This is a genomic window from Pseudomonas sp. GW821-FHT01E05 (genome assembly GCF_059422425.1).
Genome location: NZ_JBWKWW010000004.1, coordinates 337,792 through 353,620, shown reverse-complemented (window position 1 = coordinate 353,620; position 15,829 = coordinate 337,792). Strand labels below are relative to the sequence as shown.

At 57.9% G+C, this 15,829-nt stretch carries 20 protein-coding genes and 1 pseudogene; 10 read left to right on the top strand and 11 right to left on the bottom strand.

All coding sequences use genetic code 11. The features are described from left to right. The first annotated feature begins 188 nt into the window (after nt 1-188). Complete coding sequence (locus AC07W5_RS10940) at nt 189-1,037, top strand: carbon-nitrogen hydrolase family protein (RefSeq protein WP_495010236.1); 849 nt, start codon at nt 189-191, stop codon at nt 1,035-1,037. Between the two features lie 18 nt (nt 1,038-1,055). Further along, nucleotides 1,056-2,498, top strand: coding sequence for a metalloprotease TldD (gene tldD, locus AC07W5_RS10935; protein ID WP_494995193.1), 1,443 nt, complete (start codon nt 1,056-1,058; stop codon nt 2,496-2,498). A 62-nt stretch (nt 2,499-2,560) separates the two neighbouring features. Here tldD and yjgA read toward each other — a convergent pair whose 3' ends face one another. Further along, nucleotides 2,561-3,085: a ribosome biogenesis factor YjgA gene (gene yjgA, locus AC07W5_RS10930; RefSeq protein ID WP_494995192.1), complete on the bottom strand. Its 525-nt coding sequence runs from the start codon at nt 3,083-3,085 to the stop codon at nt 2,561-2,563. 108 nt (nt 3,086-3,193) lie between these two features. Here yjgA and pmbA point away from each other — a divergent pair, with 108 nt between their 5' ends. Further along, nucleotides 3,194-4,540 carry a metalloprotease PmbA gene (pmbA, locus tag AC07W5_RS10925; RefSeq protein WP_495010237.1) on the top strand — a complete coding sequence of 449 codons (1,347 nt, stop codon included), beginning with the start codon at nt 3,194-3,196 and terminating at the stop codon, nt 4,538-4,540. A 59-nt stretch (nt 4,541-4,599) separates the two neighbouring features. After that, a pseudogene (locus tag AC07W5_RS10920) lies at nt 4,600-5,052 on the top strand (ZIP family metal transporter); the annotation flags it as partial. A 30-nt stretch (nt 5,053-5,082) separates the two neighbouring features. On the opposite strand, the gene AC07W5_RS10915 reads toward AC07W5_RS10920, so the two are convergent. From AC07W5_RS10915 to AC07W5_RS10870, 10 genes are all read right to left on the bottom strand, one after another. Further along, on the bottom strand, nt 5,083-5,355 hold the full coding sequence (locus AC07W5_RS10915; RefSeq protein WP_494995190.1) for an HPr family phosphocarrier protein: 273 nt from the start codon (nt 5,353-5,355) through the stop codon (nt 5,083-5,085). Nucleotides 5,356-5,370: 15 nt separating this feature from the next. Continuing rightward, entirely contained in the window at nt 5,371-6,228 is an 858-nt protein-coding gene (gene rapZ / locus AC07W5_RS10910) for an RNase adapter RapZ (protein ID WP_494995189.1), read from the bottom strand. Nucleotides 6,229-6,230: 2 nt separating this feature from the next. After that, complete coding sequence (gene ptsN, locus AC07W5_RS10905) at nt 6,231-6,695, bottom strand: PTS IIA-like nitrogen regulatory protein PtsN (protein ID WP_494995188.1); 465 nt, start codon at nt 6,693-6,695, stop codon at nt 6,231-6,233. 12 nt (nt 6,696-6,707) lie between these two features. After that, nucleotides 6,708-7,016: a ribosome hibernation-promoting factor, HPF/YfiA family gene (gene hpf / locus AC07W5_RS10900; RefSeq protein ID WP_494995187.1), complete on the bottom strand. Its 309-nt coding sequence runs from the start codon at nt 7,014-7,016 to the stop codon at nt 6,708-6,710. Nucleotides 7,017-7,092: 76 nt separating this feature from the next. Beyond that, nucleotides 7,093-8,586 carry an RNA polymerase factor sigma-54 gene (locus tag AC07W5_RS10895; RefSeq protein WP_495010238.1) on the bottom strand — a complete coding sequence of 498 codons (1,494 nt, stop codon included), beginning with the start codon at nt 8,584-8,586 and terminating at the stop codon, nt 7,093-7,095. A 270-nt stretch (nt 8,587-8,856) separates the two neighbouring features. Further along, nucleotides 8,857-9,582 carry an LPS export ABC transporter ATP-binding protein gene (gene lptB / locus AC07W5_RS10890; protein WP_058436531.1) on the bottom strand — a complete coding sequence of 242 codons (726 nt, stop codon included), beginning with the start codon at nt 9,580-9,582 and terminating at the stop codon, nt 8,857-8,859. Beyond that, a complete protein-coding gene (gene lptA, locus AC07W5_RS10885; protein ID WP_494995185.1) occupies nt 9,582-10,127 on the bottom strand; it encodes a lipopolysaccharide transport periplasmic protein LptA in 546 nt (181 codons plus the stop codon). The genes lptB and lptA overlap by 1 nt, the downstream gene beginning before the upstream one ends. Continuing rightward, entirely contained in the window at nt 10,114-10,686 is a 573-nt protein-coding gene (lptC, locus tag AC07W5_RS10880; protein ID WP_494995184.1) for an LPS export ABC transporter periplasmic protein LptC, read from the bottom strand. The genes lptA and lptC overlap by 14 nt, the downstream gene beginning before the upstream one ends. Before the next feature lie 8 nt (nt 10,687-10,694). Beyond that, entirely contained in the window at nt 10,695-11,219 is a 525-nt protein-coding gene (locus AC07W5_RS10875; protein WP_494995183.1) for a KdsC family phosphatase, read from the bottom strand. Next, nucleotides 11,219-12,193, bottom strand: coding sequence for a KpsF/GutQ family sugar-phosphate isomerase (locus tag AC07W5_RS10870; protein ID WP_495010239.1), 975 nt, complete (start codon nt 12,191-12,193; stop codon nt 11,219-11,221). Before AC07W5_RS10870 ends, AC07W5_RS10875 begins: the two co-directional genes overlap by 1 nt. Nucleotides 12,194-12,416: 223 nt before the next feature. Between AC07W5_RS10870 and AC07W5_RS10865 the strand changes: the two genes are divergently transcribed. The 6 genes from AC07W5_RS10865 to AC07W5_RS10840 all read left to right on the top strand — a co-directional run bounded on the left by AC07W5_RS10865 (nt 12,417) and on the right by AC07W5_RS10840 (nt 15,829). Next, on the top strand, nt 12,417-13,226 hold the full coding sequence (locus AC07W5_RS10865) for an ATP-binding cassette domain-containing protein (protein ID WP_494995181.1): 810 nt from the start codon (nt 12,417-12,419) through the stop codon (nt 13,224-13,226). Further along, entirely contained in the window at nt 13,226-14,023 is a 798-nt protein-coding gene (gene mlaE, locus AC07W5_RS10860) for a lipid asymmetry maintenance ABC transporter permease subunit MlaE (protein ID WP_495010240.1), read from the top strand. Before AC07W5_RS10865 ends, mlaE begins: the two co-directional genes overlap by 1 nt. Next, entirely contained in the window at nt 14,023-14,490 is a 468-nt protein-coding gene (gene mlaD, locus AC07W5_RS10855; RefSeq protein ID WP_494995179.1) for an outer membrane lipid asymmetry maintenance protein MlaD, read from the top strand. Before mlaE ends, mlaD begins: the two co-directional genes overlap by 1 nt. Nucleotides 14,491-14,501: 11 nt before the next feature. Next, the gene (locus tag AC07W5_RS10850; RefSeq protein WP_494995178.1) at nt 14,502-15,161 is read left to right on the top strand and encodes an MlaC/ttg2D family ABC transporter substrate-binding protein; all 660 of its coding nucleotides are present in this window, start codon (nt 14,502-14,504) and stop codon (nt 15,159-15,161) included. Continuing rightward, nucleotides 15,158-15,463: an STAS domain-containing protein gene (locus AC07W5_RS10845; RefSeq protein ID WP_494995177.1), complete on the top strand. Its 306-nt coding sequence runs from the start codon at nt 15,158-15,160 to the stop codon at nt 15,461-15,463. Before AC07W5_RS10850 ends, AC07W5_RS10845 begins: the two co-directional genes overlap by 4 nt. A gap of 114 nt (nt 15,464-15,577) precedes the next feature. Then, on the top strand, nt 15,578-15,829 hold the full coding sequence (locus tag AC07W5_RS10840) for a BolA family protein (RefSeq protein ID WP_095077854.1): 252 nt from the start codon (nt 15,578-15,580) through the stop codon (nt 15,827-15,829).

Genomic DNA, 15,829 nt, shown 5'->3' with positions numbered 1-15,829 from the left:
CATGACTCCATGCGTTTTTTGTAGCAGTTGCCGCCAGGCTACGTCCGGCTGCGAAGCGGCCGTAGAGTCTGACACTGCGATTCTTCTGGTTAACCGCGTACGCCGCAGACGCAGGCTTCGCCAGCTGCTACACAGGGTTTTGCAGAGTCTGCACCGGGCGTGCAGAACCAACCGAAAAAGGATACGCCATGTCTCTTGCGGTGATTCAAATGGTCAGCCAGAGCGATGTTCTGGCCAATCTGGTCCAGGCCCGGCGCTTGCTGGAGCAAGCAGCGGCTGGCGGTGCCCGGCTGGCGGTGCTGCCGGAAAACTTCGCTGCCATGGGCCGCCGTGATATTGCCGACATTGGTCGTGCCGAAGCCTTGGGCAGCGGTCCGATCCTGCCCTGGTTGAAACAGACCGCTCGCGACCTCAAGTTATGGATAGTGGCCGGCACATTGCCGTTGCCGCCCCAGGATCAACCCGACGGCAAGGTCAATGCCTGCTCCTTGTTGATCGACGAACACGGTGAGGCGGTGGCGCGTTACGACAAGCTGCATTTGTTCGATGTGGATGTGGCCGACAATCGCGGTCGTTATCGTGAGTCGGATGACTATGCTCATGGAGATGCGGTGGTGGTCGCAGACACACCTGTCGGCCGAGTGGGCCTGACGGTGTGCTACGACTTGCGCTTCCCGGAGTTGTACAGTGAGTTACGCGCAGCCGGTGCCGAGTTGATCACCGCGCCCTCTGCATTTACCGCGGTGACCGGTGCGGCTCATTGGGAGGTGCTGATCCGCGCACGGGCAATCGAGACCCAGTGTTATGTGCTGGCGGCTGCCCAGGGTGGGATTCACCCGGGACCGCGAGAAACCTTTGGCCATGCAGCGATTATCGACCCTTGGGGGCGTGTGCTGGCCGAGCAGGATCAGGGCGAGGCTGTGCTGCTGGCCGAGCGCGATAGCAGCGAACAGGCGTCCATCAGGGCGCGGATGCCGGTGGCCAGCCATCGGCGCTTTTTCTCGCAGGGCGCACAGCGACCTGCCTCAGAACGATGAATTTAAGGCGCAAAGCATATGAGCGAGTTGTTGTCCTCAGTCAGTGAACACCTTTTAGCGCCGGGTGGCGTGACCATTGAAAGCCTGCAAGCAGTGCTCGGCGATCTGGCCGGGCCGGGCATCGATGCCGCCGACCTGTATTTCCAGGGACAGATTTCCGAGTCCTGGGCGCTGGAAGACGGCATCGTCAAGGAAGGTAGCTTCAACCTTGACCAAGGCGTCGGTGTGCGTGCGCAGTCGGGCGAGAAGACCGGTTTTGCTTACAGCAATGCCATTACTCTCGAAGCCCTGGGCCTGGCCGCCCGTGCTGCCCGTTCGATTTCCCGTGCCGGGCAGAATGGCACCGTGCAGGCGTTCAGTACCCAGGATGTCGCCCGACTGTATGCGCCGGATAACCCGCTGGAAGTCATCAGCCGTGCCGAGAAGGTCGAGCTGCTCAAGCGCGTCGATGCCGCGACCCGGGCGCTGGACCCGCGCATCCAACAAGTCACCGTGAGCATGGCCGGGGTCTGGGAGCGGATTCTGGTCGCATCCACCGACGGCGGTCTGGCGGCAGACGTGCGTCCCTTGGTGCGATTCAATGTCAGCGTCATCGTCGAACAGAATGGTCGCCGCGAACGTGGTGGTCACGGCGGTGGCGGTCGTACCGATTACCGTTACTTCCTTGGCGAGGACCGCGCCATGGGTTATGCCCGTGAAGCATTGCGCCAGGCGCTGGTCAATCTCGAGGCGATTGCGGCACCGGCCGGTACGTTGCCGGTGGTCCTCGGTTCCGGTTGGTCGGGTGTGCTGTTGCATGAAGCGGTAGGTCATGGCCTGGAAGGTGACTTCAACCGTAAAGGCAGTTCGGCTTACAGTGGCCGCATGGGCGAAATGGTTGCTTCCAGGCTCTGCACCATCGTCGATGATGGCACTTTGGCCGGTCGCCGCGGTTCCTTGAGCGTCGACGACGAAGGCACTCCGACCGAGTGCACTACTCTGATCGAAAACGGTGTGCTCAAAGGTTATATGCAGGACAAGCTCAATGCCCGCCTGATGGGCATGGCCCGCACTGGCAACGGTCGTCGTGAGTCATATGCGCACTTGCCAATGCCGCGGATGACCAACACTTACATGCTCGCTGGTGAAAGCGATCCGGCCGAAATCATCGCCTCGGTGAAGAGGGGTATCTACTGCGCCAATCTCGGCGGCGGTCAGGTGGACATCACCAGCGGCAAATTCGTGTTCTCCACCAGCGAGGCCTATCTGATCGAAGACGGCAAGATCACCGCGCCGGTCAAAGGTGCGACGTTGATCGGTAACGGGCCGGAAGCGATGAGCAAAGTGTCGATGGTCGGTAACGACCTGGCGCTGGACAGCGGGGTAGGGACATGCGGTAAGGATGGGCAGTCGGTGCCGGTGGGTGTCGGCCAGCCAACCTTGAAGATCGACGCGATCACCGTGGGTGGCACGGGCGCTTGAGCTTGAGAGGGAGCCTTGGGTGGGTGAACCGCGAAGCGGTACAACCCACCCGGGGTCGAAGACTAACGCAGACCGCGTTGTGTCTCGTCCAGCTCACGGATGTACTTGAAGATTTTTCGGCTGGCAGCAGGTGGCTTGCTTTGCGCAAGCTCATGCTGGGCCTGACGGATCAGGGAGCGCAGTTGCTGGCGATCCGCGTCCGGGTAGTCGATGACGAACTTCTCCAGGACACCGTCATCGCCCGCGATCAAGCGATCGCGCCAGCGTTCCAGACCGTGGAAACGTTCGTTGTACTGCCGAGTGGAGGCGTCGAGTTGATCAAGCAACACCAGAATGGCGTCAGTGTCCTGATCGCGCATCAGTTTGCCGATGAACAGAATGTGCCGTTTACGCGCGATATTCGCGGTGTGCTTGGGCGCTTCAGCCAAAGCCCGGCGCAAGGCGTCGGTCAATGGCAGTTTTGCCAGCAAGTCAGGCTTGAGTGTTGTAAGGCGCTCGCCAAGATCAACCAGAGCATGCAGCTCGCGTTTGACCTGGGATTTGCTTTTTTCTCCCCCGTCGAGGGAGTCGTCGTAAGAATCAACCATGGTGGCAGTCCGCAAAGAAACGCCGCCATGATAACCAGTCGGGGGCCGCTTGTCCGGCCCGGTCGCTCGAAGGCCCCAGCCGAACGCAGAATTTGAGTGGAGAAAACCATGAGTGCAGTTGAAAGCGTCGGTCCACAAGCCTTGCCGGCACTGCAAGAACAAGTCGAGCAGATCATCGCCGAGGCCAAACGCCAGGGCGCCAGCGCCTGTGAAGTCGCGGTTTCTCTGGAGCAGGGGCTGTCGACCACGGTCCGCCAGCGGGAAGTCGAAACCGTTGAGTTCAACCGTGACCAGGGCTTTGGCATCACCTTGTATGTTGGCCAGCGCAAAGGTTCGGCCAGCACCTCGGCCAGCGGTCCGGAGGCGATTCGCGAAACCGTCGCCGCCGCCCTGGCCATCGCCAAACACACCTCGGAAGATGAAAGCTCAGGTTTGGCCGATGCAGCCTTGATGGCCAAGGATCTGCCGGACTTCGACCTGTTCCACGCCTGGGACATCACTCCGGAGCAAGCCATTGAGCAGGCACTGGCCTGTGAAGCGGCGGCGTTTGCCACCGACAGCCGAATCAAGAACGCCGATGGCACATCCCTGAGCACCCATCAGGGTTGCCGTGTGTATGGCAACAGTCACGGATTTATCGGCGGTTACGCGTCGACCCGTCACAGCCTGAGCTGCGTGATGATTGCCGAAGCCGATGGCCAGATGCAGCGCGATTACTGGTATGACGTGAATCGCCAGGGCGAACTGCTCGCTGATCCGGTCAGCATCGGCCAGCGTGCTGCGCAACGGGCGGCCAGTCGTCTGGGCGCGCGTCCGGTTCCAACCTGCGAAGTGCCGGTGCTGTTTTCCGCAGAACTGGCTGGCGGTTTGTTCGGCAGTTTTCTCGGGGCGATCTCCGGCGGCAATCTGTACCGAAAATCGTCGTTCCTCGAAGGTACGTTGGGCCAACGGCTGTTCCCTGAATGGCTGACCCTGGATGAACGGCCACACCTGATGCGTGGCCTGGGTAGTTCGGCCTTCGATGGCGACGGTCTGGCAACTTACGCCAAACCTTTCGTCGAGAACGGTCATTTGGTTTCTTACGTGCTGGGCACGTACTCCGGTCGCAAACTGGGCATGCCGAGCACCGCCAACGCTGGTGGCGTGCATAACCTGTTCGTTAGCCATGGCGATGAAGACCAGGCTGCGCTGCTGCGGCGCATGGGGCGCGGGCTGCTGGTCACCGAATTGATGGGTCAGGGCTTGAACATGGTGACTGGCGACTATTCCCGTGGTGCCTCGGGTTTCTGGGTGGAAAACGGCGAGATTCAGTTCGCCGTGCAAGAAGTGACCATCGCCGGCAACATGCGTGACATGTTCCAGCAGATCATCGCCGTTGGTAATGACCTGGAATTGCGCAGCAATATTCGTACGGGGTCAGTGCTGATCGAGCGGATGACAGTGGCCGGTAGCTAAACGACCGCAGCTTCAAGCGAAGGCGCGTCACCCAATGGGAGGCGCGCCTTTTTTTGTGGGAGTATCCGGTGATTGCTCCGCGGATCTGGCAATTTGTATTTGCCATCATTGCTCACAACATCCCGGAAGGCATGGCGGTCGGTGTGTCTGCCGGCGGTGGGATGCCCGACGCCGACAGTTTGGCCATGGGCATCGCTTTACAGGATGTGCCGGAAGGTTTGGTGATCGCTTTGGTATTAGCCGGGGCAGGGATGTCGCGGGTCAAGGCGTTCCTGGTCGGCGCGGCTTCAGGTTTGGTTGAGCCGGTCTTCGCGTTGTTGTGTGCCTGGCTGGTGAGTCTGGCCGAGTTGCTCTTGCCACTGGGGTTGGCGTTGGCTGCAGGCGCGATGCTGCTGGTGGTGACTCACGAGGTGATCCCAGAGTCACCGTGCAATGGCCACGACAAGCTGGCCAGCCTGGGGCTGTGTATCGGGTTCTGTCTGATGACAGTCATGAATACCGCGCTTGCGTAGGCGCCGCCGAAGGCTCGGGCCGCCGAGCTTTTATTCGCCTTCGTCGAAGAAGTTATTGATCAGCGCAACCAGCGCATTCAGCGCTTCCTGTTCTTGTTCGCCTTCAGTGCAGAGATGGATTTTGGTGCCTTTACCGGCAGCGAGCATCATCATGGCCATGATGCTTTTGCCATCGACCATGGATTCAGGGGTACGTCCGGCTTTTATCTGGCAGGGATATTGACCTGCTACGCCGACAAACTTGGCAGATGCTCGGGCATGTAAACCCAGCTTGTTGATGATTTCAATTTCCAGAGCGGGCATCGCGGTGTGAATCCTTTAGCTTAGGTCGCGGTGGCGAACCTGGACGTTCTTCAGGGACTTTTGTAGAGCCTGGCCCAGACGTTCGGTCAGGTAGACGGAGCGGTGATGCCCGCCGGTGCAGCCAATGGCAATGGTGACGTAGGCGCGGTTGCTGGCGGCAAAGCGGGGCAGCCATTTCAGCAAATACGCAGAGATATCCTGGAACATTTCTTCGACATCCGGCTGAGCAGCCAGATACTCGGCAACCGGCTGGTCCAGCCCGGACTGATCGCGCAACTCCGGTTTCCAGTATGGATTGGGTAGGCAGCGCACATCGAATACCAGGTCAGCATCGACCGGCATTCCGCGTTTGAAGCCGAAAGATTCGACCAGAAACGCCGTGCCCGGCTCCGGCTGGTTCAGCAGGCGAAGTTTGATGGTATCGCGCAGTTGATACAGGTTCAGATGGGTGGTGTTGAGCTTCAGATCAGCGAGGTCGGCAATCGGCCCAAGCAGGTTGGTTTCATCATCAATGGCTTCGGCGAGCGACCGATTGGCGGTGCTCAGGGGGTGGCGTCGACGGGTTTCCGAGAATCGCTTGAGCAGGGTTTCCTCGTCGGCGTCCAGATACAGCACGTCGCATTGGATGTGCCGGCTGCGCACTTCTTCCAAAAGCTCCGGAAAGCGCGACAGATGGCTGGGCAAGTTACGGGCGTCGATGGAAACCGCAACCAGCGGTTGCGCCAGTTCAGTGTGAATCAACGCACGTTCGGCCAATTCCGGAAGCAGGCCGGCCGGCAGGTTGTCGATGCAGTAGTAACCGTTGTCCTCCAATACATCGAGGGCCGTGCTTTTACCGGAGCCGGATCGGCCGCTGACAATGATCAAACGCATGATTAATGACCGTTCTGCTCGTCCAGGACAACCTGGTACAGGGCTTCATTAGTTGCGGCGCTGCGAAGTTTTTCGCGCACTTCCTTGCGATCAAGCATGCTGGCAATTTGCCGAAGCAGTTCCAGATGCGCATCGGTAGCGGCTTGCGGGACCAGCAGGACAAACAGCAGGTCGACCGGAGCACCATCGATGGCGTCGAAATCTATGGGGGCGTCCAGGTGCATCAAGGCACTGATGGGCGATTCGCAGCCTTTGAGGCGGCAGTGGGGAATGGCGATGCCGTTGCCAAAACCGGTTGAACCAAGTTTTTCACGGGCTATCAGACTCTCGAAGACATCTTGCATCCCCAGATCCGGCACTTCGCGGCTGATCAGGTTGGCAATTTGCTCGAGGGCGCGCTTTTTACTGCCGCCCGGCACGTTCACCAAAGAACGGCCGGGGGTCAGGATGTTTTCAAGTCGAATCATGGGTTGGGAGTGTTAACGACCTGTTGCGCCCTGGAGGAGGCTCTGGGTCTTTTCCTTGTGCTTTTTGAGTTGGCGATCCAGCTTGTCGGTGAGTGCGTCGATTGCCGCGTACATGTCGTCATGCTCGGCGTTGGCGACCACTTCATTGCCGGGGATATGCAAGGTAGCTTCGATTTTCTGCTTCAGCTTTTCGACGGTCATCGTGACTTGCACATTGGTGATCTTGTCGAAATGCCTTTCCAATCGTTCGAGTTTTTCGCCGATGTAGATGCGCAGGGGTTCGGTCACTTCCAGTTGGTGTCCACTGATGTTGACTTGCATACAGCTTCTCCTTCGTTGCCAGTGCATAAAGCGGCAGGCAGAAATGCCTGCCACTGGAACGCTGTGGCGTGGCCCGTTACATCAAACGCTTACGTTCGCTCGAAGGCGCGATCCCAAGGGATTCGCGGTATTTGGCGACGGTGCGACGGGCTACCTGAATGCCTTGTGCCTCCAGTAAACCAGCGATCTTGCTGTCACTCAACGGCTTTTTCTGATTTTCCGCTGCAACCAGTTTTTTGATGATCGCGCGGATCGCTGTAGACGAGCATTCACCGCCTTCAGAGGTGCTTACGTGGCTGGAGAAAAAATATTTCAGTTCGTAGATGCCGCGCGGGGTATGCATGAATTTCTGGGTGGTGACCCGGGAAATTGTCGATTCGTGCATGCCGACCGCTTCGGCGATGTCATGCAGCACCAGCGGTTTCATCGCCTCATCGCCGTACTCGAGAAAGCCCCGTTGATGCTCGACGATCTGGGTGGCGACTTTCATCAGGGTTTCGTTGCGGCTTTGCAGGCTTTTGATGAACCAGCGCGCTTCCTGCAACTGGTTGCGCATGAAGGTGTTGTCGGCGCTGGTGTCGGCCCGGCGCACGAAACCGGCGTACTGCGGGTTGACCCGCAGGCGCGGCACGGATTCCTGATTCAACTCCACCAGCCAGCGTTCGTTGTCCTTGCGTACGATGACGTCGGGGACGACGTACTCGGCTTCGCTGGATTCGATTTGAGAACCCGGGCGCGGGTTGAGGCTTTGCACCAGCTCGATGATCTGCCGCAGTTCGTCCTCTTTGAGCTTCATACGGCGCATCAGCTGGCTGTAGTCACGGCTGCCAAGCAGGTCGATGAAGTCGGTGACCAGGCGTTTAGCCTCGGTCAGCCAAGGTGTTTTGGCTGGCATTTGACGCAGCTGCAGCAACAGGCATTCGCTGAGGTTGCGCGCACCGATACCGGCGGGTTCGAATTGCTGGATGCGGTGCAGGACGGCCTCAATCTCGTCCAGTTCGATGTCCAGTTCCGGGTCGAAGGCTTCGAGGATTTCCTCAAGAGTTTCGTCCAGGTAGCCCTGATTGTTGATGCAATCGATCAGGGTAACGGCGATCAGGCGATCAGTATCGGACATCGGTGCCAGGTTCAGTTGCCAGAGCAAATGACTCTGCAGGCTCTCACCGGCCGATGTGCGGGTGGTGAAGTCCCACTCGTCGTCATCGTTACTCGGCAGGCTGCTGGCACTGGTCTGGTAAACATCTTCCCAAGCGGTGTCGACAGGTAATTCGTTGGGGATGCGCTCGTTCCAGTCGCCTTCCTCGAGGTTATCCACCGTCGGGGCGGTTTCCTGGTAAGAGGGTTCCTGAACATCGGTATTGGCTTTCTGCTCGACGTTGTCGGCCAGAGGGTCGGCGTTATCGAAGTCGTCGCCTTCTTCCTGGCGTTCGAGCATCGGATTGGACTCCAGTGCCTCCTGAATTTCCTGTTGCAGGTCCAGGGTCGACAATTGGAGCAGGCGGATGGCCTGTTGCAGCTGCGGTGTCATCGTCAGCTGCTGGCCCATTCTCAAGACTAGCGATGGTTTCATGGCAGGGGCTTAACACCTTATTTGCCGGCGCACATGCGCCATCCACTACAGGGCGCCGAAGCGCCAAACATAAGCAAATTATATGCCTGAAACTGAAGTGTTTGCCTAGAGCGCGGTAACAATAAAAATTTACAGGATCTCATTGCTACTGGCGCTCTGACTATTGGCTGAACACCTGAGGGCGCGTGTTTGCCTAAAGCGCGGTAACAATAAAATTTATAGGGTTTTATTGATAGCGGCGCTCTGACGACTTGCCCAACACCTCAGCGCTTACAGGCGGAACTCATGGCCCAGATACACTTCCTTGACCAGCTCGTTGGCCAGGATGGTGGCGGAGTCGCCTTCGGCGATCAGTTGACCGTCGTTAACGATGTAGGCGGTCTCGCAGATATCCAGGGTTTCACGGACGTTGTGATCTGTGATCAGCACGCCGATGCCCTTGGCCTTCAGGTGATGAATGATCTGCTTGATGTCTCCCACCGAGATCGGATCCACACCGGCAAACGGTTCATCGAGCAGGATGAACTTCGGTGCGGTGGCCAGGGCTCGGGCGATTTCCACGCGACGACGTTCGCCACCGGAGAGGCTCATGCCGAGGTTGTCGCGGATATGGTTGATGTGGAATTCCTGCAGCAGGCTTTCCAGCTCCTGGCGACGTCCGGCCTTGTCGAGTTCCTTGCGGGTCTCAAGAATGGCCATGATGTTATCGGCAACCGACAGCTTGCGGAAGATCGATGCTTCTTGCGGCAGATAGCCGATGCCGGCCCGTGCGCGGCCGTGCATCGGCTGGTGGCTGACGTCCAGGTCGTCGATCAGTACGCGACCCTGATCGGCCTGGACCAGCCCGACGATCATGTAGAAACAGGTGGTCTTGCCGGCACCGTTAGGGCCGAGCAAGCCGACGATCTGGCCGCTGTCGATGGACAGACTGACGTCACGCACGACCTGGCGGCTCTTGTAGCTCTTGGCCAGATGCTGAGCTTTCAGAGTTGCCATTACTGGGCCTTCTGCTCGTCAGTTTTCTTTTTCGGCTGGATCACCATGTCGACCCGCGGACGTTGCTGGGTGACCTTGTTGCCGGTGGCGCGACCGGCGTTAGCGACCTGTTTGACGGTGTCGTAGACGATTTTCTCACCTTCGGTGGTGTTGCCGTCGTTGATCACTTTGGCCTTGTCGATCAGCACGATACGGTTTTGCGCGGCGTGATACTGAATGGTCACACCATAAGCCTGGACAGGCTTTGGATCAGTCGCCTTTTGCAGCTGTTCGAAGTAAGCCAGGTTGCCCACCGAGGTCACTACGTCGATTTCACCTGCCGGGGTGCGAGTGATGGTCACGGTATTACCGGTGATCTTCATCGAGCCCTGGGTAATGATCACGTCGCCCTTGTAGGTGGCCACGCCATTCTTGTCGTCCAACTGAGCGTCGTCGGCCTGAATGCGGATGGGTTGCTGGCTATCAGTCGGCAGAGCCCAGGCGCTCACGCTTCCCAGTGCTGCGCTCAGGCTGAGCAAAATAGGGAGGGTTTTAACGAGCCTCATACTGTCCTCTTACGTTCGATAGCAGGTGCATCCTGCCTTCTTCCAAATACGCTTTCATTCCCTTGCCAGTAGTCGCGCCACCAGCGCCGTCGATTCTAACGGCTTGCTCGGTCTGCGCATATTGCTTCTGAGGGAATACGGTCATACGGCTACTGGTAATAATGGTCGTACGATCTTTCTCGTCGGTACGTGCAATACGTACCGAATCAATCAGTTCTACTTCAGTGCCGTCCGGATTGACTTCGCCGCGTTCGCTCTGGACGTGCCAGGGGAAAGTAGTGCCGCGATAGATGTGCAAGTCGGGCTTGGTCAGCATCGTCACTTCGGTCGCTTTCAGGTGTTCGACCTTGTCGGAAGTCATTTCGTACTGCAACTTGCCATCGGGCAGAAACTGCACACTGTGGGCGTTGATGGCGTAGTAGTCGATAGCGTTTTCGTCGACGACTGCCGCCGGCCGCTCGAGAAAGCGTTCCGGGCTGATGTTCCAGTAGCCAACGGCTGCGAACAGGGCGGTGATGACTCCGAAAATCAGAATGTTGCGAGTTTTTTTGCTCAGCATAGGTGGCTCTACAGGTAGGCGGCGTTGGCCGCTTCAAGGCTGCCTTGGGCGCGCAGGATCAACTCGCAAAATTCGCGCGCAGCCCCTTCGCCGCCACGGGCCTGAGTGATGCCGTGCGCATGTTCACGAACGAAGCTGGCGGCGTTGGCGACCGCCATACCCAAACCGACACGACGAATCACGGGAAGGTCGGGCAGGTCGTCACCCAGGTAGGCGACTTGTTCATAGCTTAGGTTGAGTTGAGCAAGAAGCTCGTCCAGTACCACCAGTTTGTCTTCGCGGCCCTGATAAAGATGAGGAATACCGAGATTTTTCGCGCGGCGCTCGACCACCGGGGTCTTGCGGCCGCTGATAATGGCAGTCTGTACGCCCGCGGCCATCAGCATCTTGATGCCTTGGCCGTCGAGAGTGTTGAAGGTCTTGAATTCGCTGCCGTCTTCAAGAAAGTACAGGCGGCCATCAGTCAGTACGCCGTCGACGTCGAAAACCGCGAGTTTGATGTTTTTGCCGCGTAGCAGTAGGTCTGTGCTCATTACATTACTCCCGCACGCAGCAAATCGTGCATATTCAAGGCGCCAACCGGGCGATCATCGCTATCGACCACCACCAGTGCGCTGATTTTATTGTCTTCCATGATTTTCAGGGCCTGGGCCGCGAGCATTTCGGCGCGCGCGGTTTTGCCATGAACGGTCATCACTTCATCGATGGTGGTGCTGTGGATGTCAATGGTGCGATCCAGTGTTCGACGCAAATCGCCGTCAGTGAAGATCCCGGCCAGACGCCCGTCGGCCTCGAGAATCATGGTCATGCCAAGGCCTTTGCGGGTCATTTCCACTAAGGCGTCTTTGAGCAAGGTGCCGCGCGGCACTTGAGGCAGTTCCGTGCCCGAGTGCATGACATTTTCCACTTTCAGTAGCAGGCGACGACCCAGGGCACCGCCCGGATGGGAGAAGGCGAAGTCTTCAGCGGTAAAACCCCGTGCTTCAAGCAAGGCGACCGCCAGTGCGTCCCCCATTACCAGGGCTGCGGTGGTGGAGGACGTCGGCGCCAGGTTCAGCGGGCAGGCTTCGTGCTCGACGTGAACATTGAGATTGACCTCTGCGGCCTTGGCCAGTGCCGACTCGGGATTGCCGGTCATGCTGATCAACTGAATGCCCATTCGCTTGATCAGAGGCAACAGGGTGACGATTTCATTGGTAGAGCCGGAATTGGACAGGGCGAGGATGATGTCGTCGCGGGTGATCATGCCCATGTCACCGTGGCTGGCTTCCGCCGGGTGTACGAAAAATGCCGTGGTGCCGGTGCTGGCCAGGGTTGCGGCAATTTTATTGCCGATGTGCCCTGACTTGCCCATGCCGACCACAACCACGCGGCCTTTGCTGGCCAGAATCATCTCGCAAGCGCGTACGAAATCTGCGTCGATATGAGCCAGCAAGCTTTCTACAGCTTCAGTTTCGAGGCGAATGGTACGTTGTGCTGATTGAATCAGGTCGCTGGATTGGCTCATATCAGAAATCGTATACCCAGATGAAAAGGCGGCGATTATAACGGTAATGATCAGTTCCCTCACGTAAGTTCGTCGGGCTTTGCGTGATTTGCCTGTCTTGATCCTGAACAGGCACGGCTTCGGCCTTGGGCGCTCTGCATCAGCAGTGATATAGTTCGCCGCCAGTTCGGCCTGCCTAGGGAGCCAGGCGTCCTAGTGAGAGGCTGCATCGCAAGGAGTTTAGATGAGTGCCGATAACGCCTACGCGGTCGAGCTGAAGGGACTGTCCTTCAAGCACGGTGCGCGCAGCATCTTCAATAACGTTGATATTCGCATTCCGCGAGGCAAGGTCACCGGCATCATGGGACCTTCCGGCTGCGGTAAAACCACGCTGTTACGCCTGATAGGCGCGCAGTTGCGGCCCAGCGCCGGTGAAGTCTGGGTCAACGGTCAGAACCTGCCGAAGCTATCGCGCAGCGACCTGTTCGACGCGCGCAAGCAAATGGGCGTGTTGTTTCAAAGCGGCGCATTGTTCACGGATCTGGACGTTTTCGAGAACGTTGCCTTTCCGTTGCGCGTTCATACCCAATTACCGGATGAAATGATCCGCGACATCGTTCTGCTCAAATTGCAGGCGGTGGGGCTGCGGGGTGCCATCGATTTGATGCCTGACGAGCTGTCGGGCGGCATGAAACGTCGCGTCGCGTTGGCACGAGCCATTGCCCTCGATCCGCTGATTCTCATGTATGACGAACCCTTTGTCGGGCAGGACCCTATCGCCATGGGCGTACTGGTGCGCCTGATCCGTCTGCTTAATGACGCTCTGGGGATCACCAGTATCGTGGTTTCCCACGATTTGGCCGAAACGGCGAGCATTGCCGATTACCTGTATGTGGTCGGCGATGGACAAGTGTTGGGGCAAGGGACTCCTGAGGAATTGATGAACACCGACAACCCGCGCATTCGCCAATTCATGAAAGGCGATCCAGACGGCCCGGTTCCGTTCCACTTCCCGGCGCAGGATTACCGCGCAGATCTTCTGGGGAAGCGCTGATGCACAAGACTTCATTAATCGAGAGGATTCGCCTCTTTGGTCGATCCGGCATCGACATTGTCGAGTCGCTGGGACGTTCGACGCTGTTTCTGTTTCACACACTGCTGGGTCGCGGGAGCATCGGCGGCGGGTTTGGCCTGCTGGTAAAACAATTGCATTCGGTGGGTGTGATGTCCCTGGTGATCATTGTGGTCTCCGGGATATTCATCGGCATGGTACTGGCACTGCAAGGCTTCAATATCCTGTCCAGCTACGGTTCGGAGCAGGCGGTCGGGCAGATGGTTGCGCTGACGTTGCTGCGTGAATTGGGGCCGGTGGTCACCGCCTTGCTGTTTGCCGGGCGTGCCGGTTCGGCCCTGACCGCCGAAATCGGCAACATGAAATCCACCGAGCAGCTCTCCAGTCTGGAAATGATTGGCGTGGACCCGCTCAAGTACATCATTGCCCCGCGCCTCTGGGCCGGCTTCATTTCGCTACCGCTGCTGGCGATAATTTTCAGCGTGGTAGGGATCTGGGGTGGCTCCTGGGTAGCTGTCGACTGGCTTGGAGTGTATGAAGGCTCCTACTGGTCGAATATGCAAAATAGCGTGAGTTTCCACGGCGATGTGCTCAATGGTGTTATCAAAAGCATCGTTTTCGCTTTTGTAGTGACCTGGATCGCCGTTTTTCAAGGCTATGACTGTGAGCCCACATCCGAGGGGATCAGTCGTGCCACCACCAAGACGGTGGTGTATGCCTCATTGGCCATTCTCGGCCTCGACTTTATTCTGACCGCCTTGATGTTTGGAGATTTCTGATGCAAAACCGCACCCTGGAAATCGGTGTCGGCCTTTTCTTGCTGGCTGGCATCCTGGCTTTGCTGCTGCTGGCTTTGCGGGTCAGTGGCCTGTCCCCGAGCGCGAGCAGTGACAGTTATAAACTTTATGCGTATTTCGACAATATCGCCGGTTTGACTGTCAGATCCAAAGTGACCATGGCCGGTGTAACCATCGGCAAGGTCACGGCTATCGATCTGGATCGCGACAGTTTCACCGGTCGGGTCACGTTGCAGCTGGAAAAGCGTGTAGATAACCTGCCGACTGACTCCACTGCATCTATCCTGACCTCTGGCCTGTTGGGCGAGAAATACATCGGCCTCAGCGTGGGTGGGGAGCAGACTCTGCTCAAGGATGGTGGAACCATCCATGACACCCAGTCGTCGCTGGTGCTTGAAGACCTGATCGGTAAATTCCTGCTCAATACCGTTAGCAAAGACCCCAAATGAGGAGTTTTTTCATGATCTCTATCTTGCGACGTGGCCTGTTGGTATTACTCGCGGCATTGCCGTTGGTGGCTAACGCCGTGGCTGCGCCTTCCGCGCACGATCTGGTACAGGACACCACCAATCGATTGCTCGCCGATCTGGCGGCCAATAAAGAGAAGTACAAACGGGATCCGAGCGGCTTTTACGACTCCTTGAACAGCATCGTCGGGCCTGTAGTGGATGCCGAGGGCATCTCCAAGAGCATCATGACGGTCAAGTACTCGGGCAAAGCCACGCCTGAGCAAATGAAAACCTTTGAAAATAACTTCAAGAGGGGCCTGTTCCAGTTCTATGGCAACGCCTTGCTCGAGTACAACAATCAAGGCATCACCGTCGATCCAGCCAAGGATGAGTCGGGAGATCGTACAAACGTTGGCATGACGGTCAAGGGCAGCAATGGCGCGATCTACCCTGTGTCTTACACACTGGAAAAGATCAATGGCGAGTGGAAGCTGCGTAACGTGATCATCAACGGCATCAACATCGGCAAGCTGTTCCGTGATCAGTTCAGCGATGCAATGCAGCGCAATGGCAATAACCTGGACGCGACCATCAATGGTTGGGCCGGTGAAGTCGCCAAAGCCAAGGAAAAGACCGAAGCTGAAACGACTCAGAAGAAGCCCGCCCAATGAGTGAGTCGGCTGTCAGCATGGGCGAGGCCGGTGAGCTGATGCTCAATGGCATACTCGATTACCGCACCGGGCTGGATCTGCGCAAGCAGGGCCAGGTGTTGATCAAGTCGAGCGAGGCGTCAGCCTTGGTGCTTGATTGCTCGGGTGTGCAAAAGTCCAGCAGCGTCGGTTTGTCGTTGTTGCTGTGTTTCATGCGTGACGCGCAAGCGGCGGGCAAGGCGCTGAGCATCCGTGCCCTGCCTGACGACATGCGTGAAATCGCTCAGGTCAGCGAGTTGACCGAGCTGTTGGCGCACCCTTAACTATCATCAATAAAGAGGCCCCCCGTCAGAGTCCTGCTATGCGGGGTTCGCAGGCGCGGGGCTTTTTTGTATGATGTCCGACCCGTGCGCACAGGGCGCCGATTGAGGTTGAGCATGCAGGCCAACGAAGTGAAGAGCTTCCTTGAAGGAAAGCTGTCCGAGACTCTTTTATCAGTGCAGGTAGAAGTTGAGGGCGAAGGCTGCAACTTTCAGCTGAACGTGATTAGTGACGAGCTGGTGGCTTTGAGCCCGGTCAAGCGTCAACAGAGCATCTATGCCCATTTGAACCCATGGATCGCCGATGGCAGCATCCACGCGGTCACTATGAAATTTTTCAGCAGCGCGGCCTGGGCCGAGCGCACCTGA

Excerpts from the sequence above, each read along its gene's own strand:
- AC07W5_RS10940 (WP_495010236.1), top strand. The coding sequence starts at position 189 with ATGTCTCTTGCGGTGATTCAAATGGTCAGCCAGAGCGATGTTCTGGCC.
- tldD (WP_494995193.1), top strand. The coding sequence starts at position 1,056 with ATGAGCGAGTTGTTGTCCTCAGTCAGTGAACACCTTTTAGCGCCGGGT.
- yjgA (WP_494995192.1), bottom strand. The coding sequence starts at position 3,085 with ATGGTTGATTCTTACGACGACTCCCTCGACGGGGGAGAAAAAAGCAAA.
- pmbA (WP_495010237.1), top strand. The coding sequence starts at position 3,194 with ATGAGTGCAGTTGAAAGCGTCGGTCCACAAGCCTTGCCGGCACTGCAA.
- AC07W5_RS10915 (WP_494995190.1), bottom strand. The coding sequence starts at position 5,355 with ATGCCCGCTCTGGAAATTGAAATCATCAACAAGCTGGGTTTACATGCC.
- rapZ (WP_494995189.1), bottom strand. The coding sequence starts at position 6,228 with ATGCGTTTGATCATTGTCAGCGGCCGATCCGGCTCCGGTAAAAGCACG.
- ptsN (WP_494995188.1), bottom strand. The coding sequence starts at position 6,695 with ATGATTCGACTTGAAAACATCCTGACCCCCGGCCGTTCTTTGGTGAAC.
- hpf (WP_494995187.1), bottom strand. The coding sequence starts at position 7,016 with ATGCAAGTCAACATCAGTGGACACCAACTGGAAGTGACCGAACCCCTG.
- AC07W5_RS10895 (WP_495010238.1), bottom strand. The coding sequence starts at position 8,586 with ATGAAACCATCGCTAGTCTTGAGAATGGGCCAGCAGCTGACGATGACA.
- lptB (WP_058436531.1), bottom strand. The coding sequence starts at position 9,582 with ATGGCAACTCTGAAAGCTCAGCATCTGGCCAAGAGCTACAAGAGCCGC.
- lptA (WP_494995185.1), bottom strand. The coding sequence starts at position 10,127 with ATGAGGCTCGTTAAAACCCTCCCTATTTTGCTCAGCCTGAGCGCAGCA.
- lptC (WP_494995184.1), bottom strand. The coding sequence starts at position 10,686 with ATGCTGAGCAAAAAAACTCGCAACATTCTGATTTTCGGAGTCATCACC.
- AC07W5_RS10875 (WP_494995183.1), bottom strand. The coding sequence starts at position 11,219 with ATGAGCACAGACCTACTGCTACGCGGCAAAAACATCAAACTCGCGGTT.
- AC07W5_RS10870 (WP_495010239.1), bottom strand. The coding sequence starts at position 12,193 with ATGAGCCAATCCAGCGACCTGATTCAATCAGCACAACGTACCATTCGC.
- AC07W5_RS10865 (WP_494995181.1), top strand. The coding sequence starts at position 12,417 with ATGAGTGCCGATAACGCCTACGCGGTCGAGCTGAAGGGACTGTCCTTC.
- mlaE (WP_495010240.1), top strand. The coding sequence starts at position 13,226 with ATGCACAAGACTTCATTAATCGAGAGGATTCGCCTCTTTGGTCGATCC.
- mlaD (WP_494995179.1), top strand. The coding sequence starts at position 14,023 with ATGCAAAACCGCACCCTGGAAATCGGTGTCGGCCTTTTCTTGCTGGCT.
- AC07W5_RS10850 (WP_494995178.1), top strand. The coding sequence starts at position 14,502 with ATGATCTCTATCTTGCGACGTGGCCTGTTGGTATTACTCGCGGCATTG.
- AC07W5_RS10845 (WP_494995177.1), top strand. The coding sequence starts at position 15,158 with ATGAGTGAGTCGGCTGTCAGCATGGGCGAGGCCGGTGAGCTGATGCTC.
- AC07W5_RS10840 (WP_095077854.1), top strand. The coding sequence starts at position 15,578 with ATGCAGGCCAACGAAGTGAAGAGCTTCCTTGAAGGAAAGCTGTCCGAG.